The 12566-nt window shown below is 57.7% G+C and carries 16 protein-coding genes; 5 read left to right on the plus strand and 11 right to left on the minus strand.

Going from position 1 to position 12566, the window contains the following annotated elements:
• Positions 1–222: 222 nt before the first annotated feature.
• A protein-coding gene (prfB, locus tag NY406_RS09635) for a peptide chain release factor 2 (protein WP_260533966.1) occupies positions 223–1321 on the plus strand; the annotation gives its coding sequence in 2 pieces (ribosomal slippage) (positions 223–291 and positions 293–1321; 1098 coding nt in all).
• A gap of 11 nt (positions 1322–1332) precedes the next feature.
• Entirely contained in the window at positions 1333–2166 is an 834-nt protein-coding gene (locus NY406_RS09640; RefSeq protein WP_260533967.1) for a metallophosphoesterase, read from the plus strand.
• A gap of 56 nt (positions 2167–2222) precedes the next feature.
• Here the strand turns inward: NY406_RS09640 and NY406_RS09645 are convergent, their stop codons facing one another.
• A complete protein-coding gene (locus tag NY406_RS09645; RefSeq protein ID WP_260533968.1) occupies positions 2223–3281 on the minus strand; it encodes a UDP-N-acetylglucosamine 2-epimerase in 1059 nt (352 codons plus the stop codon).
• Positions 3282–3353: 72 nt separating this feature from the next.
• Here NY406_RS09645 and NY406_RS09650 point away from each other — a divergent pair, with 72 nt between their 5' ends.
• Positions 3354–4277, plus strand: coding sequence for a hypothetical protein (locus NY406_RS09650; RefSeq protein WP_260533969.1), 924 nt, complete (start codon positions 3354–3356; stop codon positions 4275–4277).
• Positions 4278–4346: 69 nt separating this feature from the next.
• Here the strand turns inward: NY406_RS09650 and NY406_RS09655 are convergent, their stop codons facing one another.
• Positions 4347–4601: an FmdB family zinc ribbon protein gene (locus NY406_RS09655; protein WP_260533970.1), complete on the minus strand. Its 255-nt coding sequence runs from the start codon at positions 4599–4601 to the stop codon at positions 4347–4349.
• Between the two features lie 121 nt (positions 4602–4722).
• Here NY406_RS09655 and recO point away from each other — a divergent pair, with 121 nt between their 5' ends.
• The gene (gene recO, locus NY406_RS09660) at positions 4723–5505 is read left to right on the plus strand and encodes a DNA repair protein RecO (RefSeq protein ID WP_260533971.1); all 783 of its coding nucleotides are present in this window, start codon (positions 4723–4725) and stop codon (positions 5503–5505) included.
• Between the two features lie 105 nt (positions 5506–5610).
• The gene (gene hemL, locus NY406_RS09665) at positions 5611–6906 is read left to right on the plus strand and encodes a glutamate-1-semialdehyde 2,1-aminomutase (protein WP_260533972.1); all 1296 of its coding nucleotides are present in this window, start codon (positions 5611–5613) and stop codon (positions 6904–6906) included.
• Between the two features lie 262 nt (positions 6907–7168).
• On the opposite strand, the gene NY406_RS09670 is transcribed toward hemL, so the two are convergent.
• The 9 genes from NY406_RS09670 to NY406_RS09710 form a co-directional block, all read right to left on the minus strand.
• The gene (locus NY406_RS09670) at positions 7169–7612 is read right to left on the minus strand and encodes a hypothetical protein (protein ID WP_260533973.1); all 444 of its coding nucleotides are present in this window, start codon (positions 7610–7612) and stop codon (positions 7169–7171) included.
• A 28-nt stretch (positions 7613–7640) separates the two neighbouring features.
• Complete coding sequence (locus NY406_RS09675) at positions 7641–8405, minus strand: AAA family ATPase (protein WP_260533974.1); 765 nt, start codon at positions 8403–8405, stop codon at positions 7641–7643.
• A 276-nt stretch (positions 8406–8681) separates the two neighbouring features.
• The gene (locus NY406_RS09680; RefSeq protein ID WP_260533975.1) at positions 8682–8960 is read right to left on the minus strand and encodes an AAA family ATPase; all 279 of its coding nucleotides are present in this window, start codon (positions 8958–8960) and stop codon (positions 8682–8684) included.
• 47 nt (positions 8961–9007) lie between these two features.
• Entirely contained in the window at positions 9008–9343 is a 336-nt protein-coding gene (locus NY406_RS09685) for a DUF190 domain-containing protein (protein WP_260533976.1), read from the minus strand.
• Positions 9340–9714, minus strand: a complete 375-nt coding sequence (crcB, locus tag NY406_RS09690; RefSeq protein ID WP_260533977.1) for a fluoride efflux transporter CrcB — start codon at positions 9712–9714, stop codon at positions 9340–9342. The genes NY406_RS09685 and crcB overlap by 4 nt, the downstream gene beginning before the upstream one ends.
• A gap of 6 nt (positions 9715–9720) precedes the next feature.
• On the minus strand, positions 9721–9957 hold the full coding sequence (locus NY406_RS09695; RefSeq protein ID WP_260533978.1) for a hypothetical protein: 237 nt from the start codon (positions 9955–9957) through the stop codon (positions 9721–9723).
• A gap of 76 nt (positions 9958–10033) precedes the next feature.
• The gene (locus NY406_RS09700) at positions 10034–10852 is read right to left on the minus strand and encodes a metal ABC transporter permease (RefSeq protein WP_260533979.1); all 819 of its coding nucleotides are present in this window, start codon (positions 10850–10852) and stop codon (positions 10034–10036) included.
• A complete protein-coding gene (locus NY406_RS09705) occupies positions 10845–11615 on the minus strand; it encodes a metal ABC transporter ATP-binding protein (protein ID WP_260533980.1) in 771 nt (256 codons plus the stop codon). Before NY406_RS09705 ends, NY406_RS09700 begins: the two co-directional genes overlap by 8 nt.
• Entirely contained in the window at positions 11612–12547 is a 936-nt protein-coding gene (locus tag NY406_RS09710; RefSeq protein WP_260533981.1) for a metal ABC transporter solute-binding protein, Zn/Mn family, read from the minus strand. The genes NY406_RS09705 and NY406_RS09710 overlap by 4 nt, the downstream gene beginning before the upstream one ends.
• Positions 12548–12566 lie beyond the last annotated feature (19 nt).

Raw genomic sequence — 12566 nt, forward strand, 5'->3', positions numbered from 1 at the left:
AGCGCTATCCGGGAACAGGCTCCGGCCATCGTCATAAGGCTGAGCAATGCCGACCCCCCCTGTTTTTCATTCATGAAAATATGAAATGTACCACTCTTTCCCCCGCCGGGAAGCATCTTATTTCTGCCGCTGCGAACGACACTGCCTGCCGGATTTGTTTTCATTGAAAAAAATGATTCTTTTCGTGAGCACAGTTTCAACCACAACCTGAATTTTACAACCATGTTTGACGCCGAAAAAGATCGCCTGCACCAGATCGAGCACCGCCTGAACCAGTTACGGGGGTATCTTTAACATCGATGAACGCAAAGAGAAAATAAGCGACCTGGAGAAGATTTCTGCGGCTCCCGACTTCTGGAACGACCAGAAAACGGCCAACGCGCTGATTCAGGAGTTGAAGGAGCACAAGTCCTGGATCGACGAGTTCGACGAAATCGAAACCGCCGCCAGGAATGCGCAAGAGGAGATCGAAATCGCCATCGAGCTTGAGGACGAATCGCTGGTTTCCGATCTCGACGCCACGCTTGACCGCATTGAGGAGGAGCTGGGCAAAATGGAGTTCCGCAAAATGCTCTCCGGCAAGGACGATGCGGGCAACGCCATGATCGTCATCCACGCGGGCGCGGGCGGCACCGAGGCGCAGGACTGGGCCGAGATGCTCTACCGCATGTACATGCGCTGGGCTGAACGCAAGGGATTCAAGGTTTTCACCGACGACTACCAGGAGGGCGATGGCGCGGGCATCAAAAGCGCAACGCTCGAAATCATCGGCCCTTACGCCTACGGCTACCTCAAGGCAGAGAACGGCGTGCACCGGCTCGTCAGGGTCTCGCCCTACGACTCGAACGCCCGCCGCCACACCTCGTTCGCCAGCGTCTTCACCTATCCCGAAGCGCCGCCGGACGTCGAGATCGAAGTGCGCAAGGAGGACCTCGAACTCTCCACCTTCCGCAGCGGCGGCAAGGGCGGCCAGAACGTCAACAAGGTCGAAACCGCCGTGCGCATCAAGCACATTCCGACCGGCATCGTGGTGGGCTGTCAGGAGGAGCGTTCGCAGCTCCAGAACCGTGAACGCGCGATGAAGATGCTCATGGCGCAGCTCTACCAGCGCAGGCGCGAAGAGGAGGAGGCCCAAAAGCGGGAGATCGAGGGCAAGAAAAAGAAGATCGAGTGGGGCAGCCAGATTCGCAGCTACGTGCTCGACGACCGCCGCATCAAGGATCACCGCACCAACTACGAGCGCTTCGACGTCGAAAACGTGCTCGACGGCGACATCGACGACTACATCCAGCGCTACCTTTCCGAATTCGGCGACGCATAAGCGAAGATGCCATGAGCGAGATGGACAACAAGACACTCTGGTTTGGCATCGTCACCGACATTCACTACAACCCCGAAACCGAGACCGGCAACTCAACAGAAACCGGTCTCGCTCGGGGCATCGAGCAGTGGATGCAGGAGGGTGCAGAGTTCGTCATCCAGCTCGGCGACCTCATCAGCCGCGAAGGCCCCGAAGCCGAGGCCGACCTCATCGCCGTGCGCGACATGCTCGCCCGCTTCCCCGGCAAGGTCTATCACATTGCAGGCAACCACTGCCTCACCGTATCGCCGGAACGCTACAAAGCGATCATGGGCCTCGAAAGCCTCTACTACACCTTTGCCCAGCACGGCACCCGCTTCATCGCGCTTGACGGCATGGAGGTTTCAGCCGTCAACGAACCCCAAACTGAAGCCGACCGCCACCTGCTCGAATACTACCGTGACGCCGTCAAAGCCCCCTTCTACTGCGGAGCCATCGGCGCGCGCCAGCTCGAATGGCTCGTGAACGAACTCGACCTCGCGCTGAAAAACGAAGAGCCAGTCATCATCCTCAGCCATTTGCCGTTGCTCGAAGAGACCACCGACGAAAAACACGGCCTGTTATGGAACCACGAAGAGGTCGTCGCGATTTTGTCGCGCTATCCAAATGTACGCGCAGTTTTGAGCGGGCACTATCACTCCGCCAAGCAGGCAGTGCGGGGTGGAGTGCAGTTTGTGGTGTTGGCGGCCTTTGGAGACAAAGGGGAATGTCATAACAAATACTGCCTCATAATGGAGCTGTCAGGACACAGGCTTGTGATCCGGTCATCAGCAGGGCAGGTTCTGCTCGACGTTGACATTGCATAGCACATAGAGTCAGCCGAGCCATTATCGACCGGCTGACTCCAAAACAATCTTGCCGCTCATTCCGCCCGTTCGAGCACTTCGGCAATGCGCTTTGCCGCTGCGCCGTCCCATTTTTCGGGAATCAGGGTCTTTTCCGACGGTTTGCCAGAGAGGATGACCGAGGCGCGGTCGAGAATCTCCTGTTCGTCGGAGGCGATCAGCACGTTGGTGCCGAGTTCGACGGTCGAGGGGCGAGCGGTGCTCTGACGCAGGGTAAGGCAGGGCACGTTCATCACAGTCAGCTCGGCCTCGAATTCGGCGCTGTCAGTGAGCACGAACGCCGACTCCTTGAGCAGGCGCAAAAGGTCGATGTAGCCCGGCATGTCGATCATCCGGAGACCCGAAACGCCGCCGAGCGCATCTGCGGGCGACGGGCTTCCCGGAAGCAGCACGGTCGAGGTGGCGGCAAGCGATTCGAGCACTTTGCTGAAGAGATCGCGATTTTCGGAAGGTTCCGGCTTGAGCAGGACGGTGACAAACTTTTTCGGAGCAAGCGAGAGCGTTTCGAGCACGGCGGATTCGTTGGCCTTCGCCATAAGCGTCACGAGGCTGTCGATGGCCGTGTTGCCGACGAAAAGGATGCGCTCGTCGGCGAAGCCTTCGTTCATGAGGTTGTAGATGCCGCTGTGCTCGCTGACGAAATGGAGCGCCGCGACCGAGTCGATGACGAGTCGACTCAGCTCCTCGGGGTCGGCGCGGTCGTAACTACGCAGACCAGCGTCGAGGCTGACCACCGGGATACCCATTTTCGCGGCGGCAAGCGCACCGGCGAGGCTGGCGCTGTCGTGGCCGCCGGGCACGACGAAGACTGGTTCAAGTTCGCTAAGCACACGCTCTAACGCAAGCATAAGCGACGCGGTCTCGACAACCGGCGTGCATGGCTCCAGCTCGATGGTGCGGAGTTCATCCGACAAGCCGAATGCCGAGGCAAGCACGTCGTGTTCGGCGCGGCTGCCTGGCGTGAGCGCGCGAACGAGCACCGGCTCGAAAACGCCCTTTTTTCTGAAGACACTGACAAACGGGGCGACATGGAGAAACGCCGCGCGATCCTGGGCAATCAAGACTATTTTTTTCACAGAGGAGACCGGAAAGCTTTATTACATTGACAAATTGAACGATAACCTTCGGAGCAAACCCGAACCAGCCGCATGAAAACAAGACGATCGATAGCGATAGCCGCATGGTGCCTGCTGCCTGTGGCCCTATGGGTAACCTCCCTGCCGGATAATACGCTCTCTGCGGAAAATAAGAAAACAATCCTCGAACACGCCGACCAGATCGAAGGCGGTGAAAAAACCGGCCCATCCGGCACGGCAATTCCTTACCGGTCGGCGGTCGGCAATATCAAGTTTCTGCACGGAGAGACGACGCTGGAGTGCGACCGGGCGACCGACTGGCCCGACAGCGAGCGTATTGATCTCGAAGGACATATCATCATCAAAGACAAAAACGTCGAAACCCGGGCTGATCGCGGCGTTTACCACACCGACAGCGAAACCGGCGAACTGTCGGGCAACGTCCGGGGGCGGGTGATCGGCGACAGCCTGACGACAAAATCGGGACGGGCGGCGTTCGACCAGCACAAAAATGAACTCTGGCTTTTCGACGATGCCGTGGCCTGGCAACTCGGCAGGCAGCTCAGTGGAGACTCGATCCGGGTTCATGTCCATGAGGTCGCTGGAAAAAAGAAGGTGGATGAAATCCAGGTGTTCGGCCACGCTTTTCTTGCTGTCCGGGACACACTCTCCGCCTCGCCTGCGCTGCATGACCAGCTTTCTGGCAAAAAACTGACGGCGAACCTCGACGACAATTCCCGCCTGCAGAAGGTCATCGCCATCAGCAAAGCCCGAAGCCTGTACCATATCTATGACGACAAGAATCAGCCGTCGGGAGTGAACTTCACCTCCGGCGACAGGATCAGGATGTTCTTCGTCGAGGGCAAACTCGACCGCATACTCGTCACTGGCTCTCCTCTCGGCAAGGAGTACCCGAACTACATGCGTAACGATCCGGAGATCAACCTGCCTGGCTTCCGGTTGCGTGACAAGGAGAAGCCGGTTTTCGCACCCTGAGCCTGACAAAGAAAAAGCCTTCCCGTTTTTCGAGAAGGCTTCTTGCTGTTCTATGAAATCACCGTCCGGTCACTTGGCTAAGGGACAGGCACCGGTGGAGCATCCGCCGCCGGATTCCGAGCCTGTGGACGACGATTTGCTGCCGCAGTAGTCGGTGCTGTAGAAGCCTGAACCTTTGAGCACGAAGCCCCCTTCGGCGCTGATGACTCGCTCGTAAGACTCCTCGCCGCACTTGGAGCACTTGGTCAGTGCGTTATCGGTCATGCGCTGAAAAACCTCTTCTTCATGCCCACACTGGCTGCAGCGGTAATGATAGGTTGGCATATTCTATTCCTCCGTTGAGAATCTTTTTCGTGTATGTTGTTTTGGTATCTTCGGGTCGAGAAAACCCTGCAATGTTGGACTCTGTATATAAGTATATTTAATTTTAAAAAAAGTTTCACCGGTGATCGTAAAAACCCGGGCGGTGGTGCTCCGCGACATCAAGTATCGTGACCAGTCCAAAATCTGCCTGCTGCTGACGCGGGAGTACGGGCAGGTGTCGGTGATCCTGAAAGGCGGACGCAGCGCAAAAAGCCGCACCGGCCCGATCTTTTCGCCGGGCAACATCATCGATGCGGTGCTCTACAAAAAGGGCAACCGCGACATCCAGCTCCTGAGCGATGCCAGCCTCGTGACGAGCCCGCTCTCCGAGTCGCCTGACCTGGAACGCTTCAGCGTACTCTACCGGGTGCTCGACCTCGTGCGCTACGCATCCACCCACGAAGAGAAGAACGTGCCGCTCTTCACCATCGCGCACTCGGCCATCTGGCGGCTGTGCCATACGGAGCGCAACTTCCAGACGATCCTCGCCTGGTTCCTGCTTCGCCTCGTCAGCGTACTCGGCTTCACTCCGTCACTCGACCGCTGCGTCTTCAGCAATCTCGACCTGCCCGGCAGCATCGACGAAATGAAACTCGGCGAACTCTTCTTTGTTCACGATCCCGGAGGCTTCGCCCTGCCCGGCAGCGCCGTGCCGATGGGCGCCGCCATCCAGACGGTGCCGGTCAGCCGCTACCATTTCATCCGCGCTCTCGCCGCCACCGGCGGCAACGCGCCGTGCCCGGAAGCTCTGGCAGACGACATTGCAGCGGTCACGGCGCTCTTGCAGGAGTACTGCGCTTGCCACCTCGACCGGATGCCACATCGCAAGCATCTCGACATCGTCTCCCGCCTGATCTCCGCATGAGCGGCGACATGCGGCATGGCTGTTTTCAATCTTCGGGACTATTTTCTATCTTGACCAGTCATTTAAAGCCATAACCCTCGACTAATTCAAACCGAACGATTCGACATGCCTGTACTTACCCGTTCTGCCGAGCTTTTTGAAAAAGCCAAAAAGTTCATCCCCGGTGGCGTCAACTCCCCGGTTCGCGCTTTCAAATCTGTCGGCGGCACCCCGATCTACATGGCCAAAGGCCAGGGCGCTTACATGACCGACGTTGACGGCAACACCTACCTGGACTATGTCGGATCATGGGGGCCGTTCATTCTCGGCAGCATGCACCCCCGCGTGACCGCCGCGATTGAATACACCCTGCGCAACATCGGCACCAGCTTCGGCACCCCGATCGAAATCGAGATCGAAATCGCCGAGCTGCTTTGCAAGATCGTGCCCTCGCTCGAAATGGTGCGCATGGTCAACAGCGGCACCGAAGCCACCATGTCCGCCGTCCGCCTCGCCCGCGGCTACACCGGCAAGGATAAAATCATCAAGTTCGAAGGCTGCTACCACGGCCACGGCGACAGCTTCCTCATCAAGGCCGGTTCCGGCGTGCTCACCCTCGGCGCTCCCGACAGCCCCGGCGTCACCAAAGGCACTGCCAACGACACGCTGAACGCCACCTACAACGACATCGAGTCGGTCAAGGTGCTCGTCAACGAAAACAAAGGCCAGGTCGCCGCGATCATCATCGAGCCGGTCGCAGGCAACACCGGCGTCATTCCGGCCAAGAAAGAGTTCCTCCAGGCCCTCCGCGAACTTTGCGATCAGGAAGGCATTGTGCTCATTTTCGACGAGGTGATGTGCGGCTTCCGCGTGGCTCTCGGCGGCGCTCAGGAGCTGTACGGTGTCACCCCTGACCTCACCACGATGGGCAAGATCATCGGCGGCGGTCTGCCGGTCGGTGCATTCGGCGGCAAGCGCCACATCATGGAGAACATCGCCCCGCTCGGCTCGGTCTATCAAGCTGGCACGCTCTCGGGCAACCCGCTCGCCCTGACCGCCGGTCTGGAAACCCTGAAGATTCTCATGGAGGAGAATCCCTATCCGGAACTCGAGAGAAAGGCTGCGTTCCTCGAAGCTGGCTTTAAGGCCAACATGGACAAGCTCGGCCTGAACTACGTGCAGAACCGCGTCGGCTCTATGGCCTGCCTGTTCTTCACCGAGACCCCGGTTGTGGACTACAAGAGCGCCATCACGGCTGACTCGGCCAAGTACGGCAAGTACTTCCACTCCATGCTCGACCAGGGCATCTACCTCGCCCCGTCGCAGTTCGAGGCCATGTTCACCAGCTTCGTGCACACCGACGAGGATCTGGAGAAGACCGTCAAGGCAAACTACAACGCCCTCGTCGCTGCCCACCAGTAAGCCGCGAGAGGACGACAGAGACGAAAAAAGGGCTGCCTGGAAAGGCGGCCCTTTTTTGTTTGAGGGGATTTTTTGGATTGGGTTGGACGTGAAAGCGAGGATGGTGTAAACAGCGCCGCCGTCAAGCCAATGATTTTGTACCTAATCGGGTATAGTTTGAATAAAAACGTCTGAATTATACCCGTTCGGGGATGCTTTCGTCCGTGCTTGACCCGTCATAATTTGAAACCAAAAACGAGAAATTATGACGAGAAATTATGAGTCAATGAGGCCCGTTATCATAACCGCTCAGATCGCTGTCAAGCGACCAAACAAGCACCAGGCCCATGGGATGCCGGTCGCGGGTCTGCTCCCACTCTTTGATAATGGAAAAATCGCTCAGGCTAACACCTTCACGGGTTGTCAACCACTCCATAAAGACTTCACGACCTGGAAAGTAGGTTGGCCGATACGGTGCCTTGCCATTGAGCGCATCAAGGACGTTTCCAAGCAGCTTCTCTGCGAATTGACGACGCTGATTTCCATCCGGTAAATGCGCAATATGATTTCCCGTCTCCCATATCGTAGCCATCGGCAAAAGAAAATTGTCGCTATTCTCGATACGAATCTGAAAGTCATCAAAAATCTCTTTACGATTCTGATTTCTTCCGGGCACATCCAGTATGTTCGTATAGACTGAGGTGTCGAGCAGAACAATATCACCCATTTGCCCCCTCCGAACGCATCTTTTCCAGTCATTCGAGCGCATGCTGCTTGCGCGCTTCTCCGGTTGGATGATACTTCACGAAACGCTCCAGCGTACCGGAAGTCATCAGATGACCGAGCGTTCCCTGGGCGATCAGTTCGGGATAATCCGGAACATCGGCCAGCCGGACAAGGCGGCTCGAACCATCCTCCGGGTCGCGATAGCAGAATACGACATCGGGCACCGCCGAATCCGGAAGGGCATCGAGCATCGCCGGATTGTGGGTCGAAAGCAGCACTCGCAAAAATCGCTTCTGTGCTATCTGCTGGATCTGCTGTAAAAGATGATGGGCGCGGCTCGGATGCACGCCATTATCGATCTCCTCAATGACAACCAGACTGCCTTCCGGCGCAGACAACATCGCTGCTGCGATGGCAAGAACCCGAAGCGTACCATCTGAGAGCAGTGAAGCATCATACTCCTTTGAGCGCCCGCCAAACGTTTCGGTGAGCTTAACCATTACCCCGCCACGAGGTTCTTGCAGAAAGGAAAGGCCAGAAATATCCTGTTCCGGAAGACTTTGAATAAAATCGAGAATCGGCTGGCGGTTACAATATCGATCCTCCCTAGCTAACTCAAACAGATCCCTCGCTGGAATTGTTAGCTCCTCCCACCAGAGGTTGTACAGCACTGCAGAAACATTTTTTCCGTTCCCCTGCAATACTGAATCGGATGGAAATTCATAGCCCCGCATTTGAGCTGGAACAGGATCGAGAAAGAGCATCGCAGCAAGCCACTGTTCGAGCTGTTTCATCACCGGCGGGATGCGCTCACGAGATATCTTGTGAGCTGCATCGAATGCTGCTGGTGCTGTCAGTTGGGTAAAAATAGCCGCCTGATCACTACAGATGACATGCGGTTTGTTGCGTCCTCTGGTAAAGTTATTATATGCGACGCTTGCATCTGCTCCTTGTTTTCCGGATGGTTGATCAAGGGTGTATATCGGAACAGTTGCGCCTTCATGTGTGAGTGTTTCAGAGGTAATATGCAGTCCATCTATTCTGCGTGTAAGTCCTATAGAGAGAGTATTCTATTCATCGGCATCAGTTTCAACACCAAAACCGAATTGTTCACCCTGCTCATAAGCTAAATCTTCTACCCGGCCCCGAACAACCTTGTCCCCGCTCTGCACTGCATACTGGATAGCGGAAAGGCGCTGCCCCTGGGCAAGCCATGACAACAGCCGCATCCCTTCGATCGCGTTGCTTTTGCCGGAGGCGTTGGCTCCGATCAGGACGGTCAACGGCGCAAGCGGAAGTCTGGCGTATCTGTAACTTTTGAAATCGTTGAGGGTTATTGCTTTGAGCATGGTAAATCTCTCTTGAATGAAACGGACAATTGCAAGCTTTCGCACCCCTACGTCGTCCACTGCCTCACCGCTTCCCTCGTTACCAGCGCCTGCGCCCCTGACTCTCGCAGCAGCGTCTCAACCACCGGTAAAAACTCTTCGATCTTTTCGGTGATGTCAACGATTTCGATCACCATCGGCAGCTCTCCGGCGAGTTCGAAAATCTTCGAGGTGTGCACTTTGTGGTGCAGGCCGAAAGAGAGCAGGCCTCGGAAGACCGTCGCTCCGGCCATACCGCGTTCGAGAGCTTCGCTGACGAGGAGTTCGTAGAGCGGGCGGTGGTGCAGCTTTTCCTGCTCACCGACGAAGACCCGCAGGAGTTCAGATTCGATGAAGTTCATCATTGCCAGAGTTTTGCAAGAAGGGTTCCGAAAACGATACAGACCAAACCGCCAACGAGACTGCCCGCGACGTACAGGCTGGCGTAGAGCGCCTCGCCGTCGCGCATGAGGCCGCTGGTTTCGTACATGGCCGTTGAAAAAGTGGTGAAGCCGCCGCAGAAGCCGGTCGTAAGCAGAAGGCGGGTTTCAGGAGAAAGCAGCGTGGTCGAAAGCGCCAGTTCGGTGATGAAGCCGATGAGGAACGATCCCAGAAGATTAACCGCAAATGTGGCAAAGGGAAAGCCGGTGCCCGAAAACGGCACGGCAAGCGCTACGAGATAACGCGCCACCGATCCGGCAAATCCGCCCGCGCCGACCAGCAAAACGTTCTTCATCACCACTCAGCACCCGCAACGGTCTTGACCGGTCTGCCGACCCTCGATGCGCTTGTGCGCGCAGCACATCTCGTCGTGGATGTTCATGAGGATGTTAAAAATACCGAGACAGATGATGGTGGGAGCCCAGAGTCCAATAAAGATTGCGACAAGCTGGCTGTTCGCCCATGTGCCGAAAATGAACACATAAATGGAGAGCATGATCGACAGGGCCGCAGCCACGAGGTAATACATCGGCTTCATAACGGGTGCTGGTTGGTTGATCGGGTCTGTTTCAATGAATGTAACAATTTGACCCCTTTCCATAAATCCCGGCAGGTCAACACTCCGCCCGGCGGGCCTTTCCGGTTCCGAAACGCGCATTCACCAGAAAAACCAGCGCAGCCACAAGAATGATGGTTGCACCCGAGGCCAGGTTAAACACCCATGAAAGCCACAGCCCGGCAATACTGAAAAGAGCGGCCAGCAAAGCGCCAACGACCATCATCCGGTAAAGATTGTGGCTGAAACTCCTAGCAACGGCGGCGGGAATGCTCAAAAGCGCGATCACCATAACGATGCCGACAATCCGCACCATGATGACGACGGTGAGGGCAATCAGGCAGAGCATCAGCAGGTCGAGCGCCAGCGTCTTCAAGCCGGAAATCCGCGCATACTCCTCGTCGAACGAGATGGCGAGAAACTCCTTGTCGAAAAGCCAGACGACGGTGATAATCAGCATATCGAGGCCCATGATGAGCCGGAGATCGGAGTCGGGCACGGTCAGGATGTTGCCGAAAAGATAGCTGAAGAGATTCGGCGCGTAGCCCGGCGTGAGGCCGATGAGGATGACGCCGATCGACATGCCCGCCGCCCAGAACGCGCCGATGGCCGTGTCCTCGGCGACCTTCGCTTTGCGAGACAGCAACCCGATGCCGATAGCGGCGGCGAGGCTGAAAGGAATGATTCCCGCAAGCGGATTCAGCCCAAGGTAGTAGCTCAGACCGATGCCGCCGAAGGCCGTGTGGGCGATGCCGCCGCTGATGAAACCAAGCCGCCGGACAACAACATAGGTGCCGATGATGCCGCAGGCGACGCTCGACAGAATGGCCGCCAGAAAGGCGTTTCGCATGAACTCGAAGTGCAGGATGTCAGGCATGGCGATGATTCTGGTGGGTTTCGTGTCCTTGAGGCGTGCGATGCTCGACTACATCGACCGGATAGCCGTAGAGATCATCGAGGGCCGAACGGCCAAGTGTCGAGCCGGGCTCGTGCATGTCGAGCGTGCAGTTCAGGCAGGCGATGCGCGAGACATGCCGCCCGATGGTGCCGGTGTCGTGCGTGACCAGCACGATGGTGTGGCTCTTTTTGAGCTGGTCGAGCAGGTCGTAGATGGTGGTTTTCATCTCGGGATCGACGCTGGCCGTCGGCTCGTCGAGCAGCAGCAGCTCCGGTTCTCCGGCGAGCGCACGCGCGATGAGCACGCGCTGGAGTTCTCCGCCCGAAAGTGCGCCGATTCGCCGCTGAGCAAGTTCAGCGAGACCGGTGGTTTCGAGCGCTTCGAGCGCTTTCCGGCAATCCTCGCGCCCGTAGCGCTGCAAGAGCCGCTTTTTCGAGAGCCGCCCCATCAGCACCACCTCCATTGCGCTGATCGGAAACGAGCGGTCGAAATCGAGGCGCTGCGGCACATAGCCGATGCGCCCGGCGGCGCGGCCCGGCTCCTTGCCAAACACTTTGACGCTGCCGGAGGTGGGTTTGACAAGGCCGAGCATCACCTTGAGCAGCGTGGTTTTGCCGCCGCCGTTCGGCCCGAGCACGGCGAGAAAGTCCCCCTCGTGCACCGAGAGCGACAGACCGTCGAGCACCTTCGCGCCGCCGAGTTCGACGCAGAGCTTGTCGCAGACGATCAGCGGCTCCATCATTGCAGGCTCTTTGCAAACGCGGCGGCGGCCTTGCGGAGATTCTTCGCATAATCACGAGCGAGGGGATCGACCGTGACGGTTTGTCCACCAATATCGGCGGCGATGGCCTCAGCCTGCGCCGAGCTGAACTGCGGCGCCAGGAACACCACCCGGATACCCGCACTCCGCGCCTGCCCGATCACAGCCTCCATCTGGCGCGGTGTCAGCGTCTTGCCCTCCTCTTCGGCGGCGATCTGCTCCAGGCCGTACTCGTGGGCAAAATAACCCCAGGCCGGATGGAACACCAGGAACCGGCGGCTCTTCACGCCACTCAGTTGCTTGCGAATCTCGCCGTCGAGAGCCTGAAGCTCTTTGTCGAGCGCCGCCGCATTGGCCGCATAATACTCCTTCCCTGCCGGATCAACGGCCTCAAGCGAACGCTCGACATTGGCCGCAATGAGGCGCGCATTTGCCGGAGCAAGCCAGAAGTGTGGATCGAAGTTGCCGTGATCGTGATGCTCCTCGGCAGACTCCTCGTGCTCGTGCGTCTCCGCGCTCATCGGCAGCAACGTCACCCCTTCGGAAGCGTTGCACACCGCCATTTTTTTGTTGAGATCGACGAGGCGCTGCATCCAGTCAAGCTCGAACTCGACCCCCGATCCCGCCTTGACGAACAGTGCCGCATTGCTCACATCCGCCATCTGCCTCGGCGTCGGCTCGTAGGTGTGCGGATTGCCGCCCGATGGGACCATCACCGACACCGCTACGCGGTCGCCACCGATGCGCTCCACGAACCACGCCAGCGGCTCGATGGAGGCGATGACCTGAATCTTGTTTGACGCGGGTTGCTTCGAAGCGCATCCCGGCAGAAAAACGGCGCAGAGCAAAAGCAGCGCGGCAATGCTTCGGGTGGAGGAGATAACGTGGGTATTGCGGCTGGACCTGATCATCATGCTGTGTCTCCGGATTCGT

The organism is Chlorobaculum sp. MV4-Y, from assembly GCF_025244685.1.
In the GTDB taxonomy this organism is placed as follows: domain Bacteria; phylum Bacteroidota; class Chlorobiia; order Chlorobiales; family Chlorobiaceae; genus Chlorobaculum.

Bases quoted from the DNA above. Each gene is read 5' to 3' on its own strand.
- NY406_RS09670 (WP_260533973.1), bottom strand. From the start codon at position 7,612: ATGGGTGATATTGTTCTGCTCGACACCTCAGTCTATACGAACATACTG.
- NY406_RS09710 (WP_260533981.1), bottom strand. From the start codon at position 12,547: ATGATGATCAGGTCCAGCCGCAATACCCACGTTATCTCCTCCACCCGA.
- NY406_RS09680 (WP_260533975.1), bottom strand. From the start codon at position 8,960: ATGCTCAAAGCAATAACCCTCAACGATTTCAAAAGTTACAGATACGCC.
- crcB (WP_260533977.1), bottom strand. From the start codon at position 9,714: ATGAAGAACGTTTTGCTGGTCGGCGCGGGCGGATTTGCCGGATCGGTG.
- NY406_RS09705 (WP_260533980.1), bottom strand. From the start codon at position 11,615: ATGATGGAGCCGCTGATCGTCTGCGACAAGCTCTGCGTCGAACTCGGC.
- NY406_RS09695 (WP_260533978.1), bottom strand. From the start codon at position 9,957: ATGAAGCCGATGTATTACCTCGTGGCTGCGGCCCTGTCGATCATGCTC.
- NY406_RS09675 (WP_260533974.1), bottom strand. From the start codon at position 8,405: ATGAAACAGCTCGAACAGTGGCTTGCTGCGATGCTCTTTCTCGATCCT.
- NY406_RS09685 (WP_260533976.1), bottom strand. From the start codon at position 9,343: ATGATGAACTTCATCGAATCTGAACTCCTGCGGGTCTTCGTCGGTGAG.
- NY406_RS09700 (WP_260533979.1), bottom strand. From the start codon at position 10,852: ATGCCTGACATCCTGCACTTCGAGTTCATGCGAAACGCCTTTCTGGCG.
- NY406_RS09655 (WP_260533970.1), bottom strand. From the start codon at position 4,601: ATGCCAACCTATCATTACCGCTGCAGCCAGTGTGGGCATGAAGAAGAG.
- NY406_RS09640 (WP_260533967.1), top strand. From the start codon at position 1,333: ATGAGCGAGATGGACAACAAGACACTCTGGTTTGGCATCGTCACCGAC.
- hemL (WP_260533972.1), top strand. From the start codon at position 5,611: ATGCCTGTACTTACCCGTTCTGCCGAGCTTTTTGAAAAAGCCAAAAAG.
- NY406_RS09650 (WP_260533969.1), top strand. From the start codon at position 3,354: ATGAAAACAAGACGATCGATAGCGATAGCCGCATGGTGCCTGCTGCCT.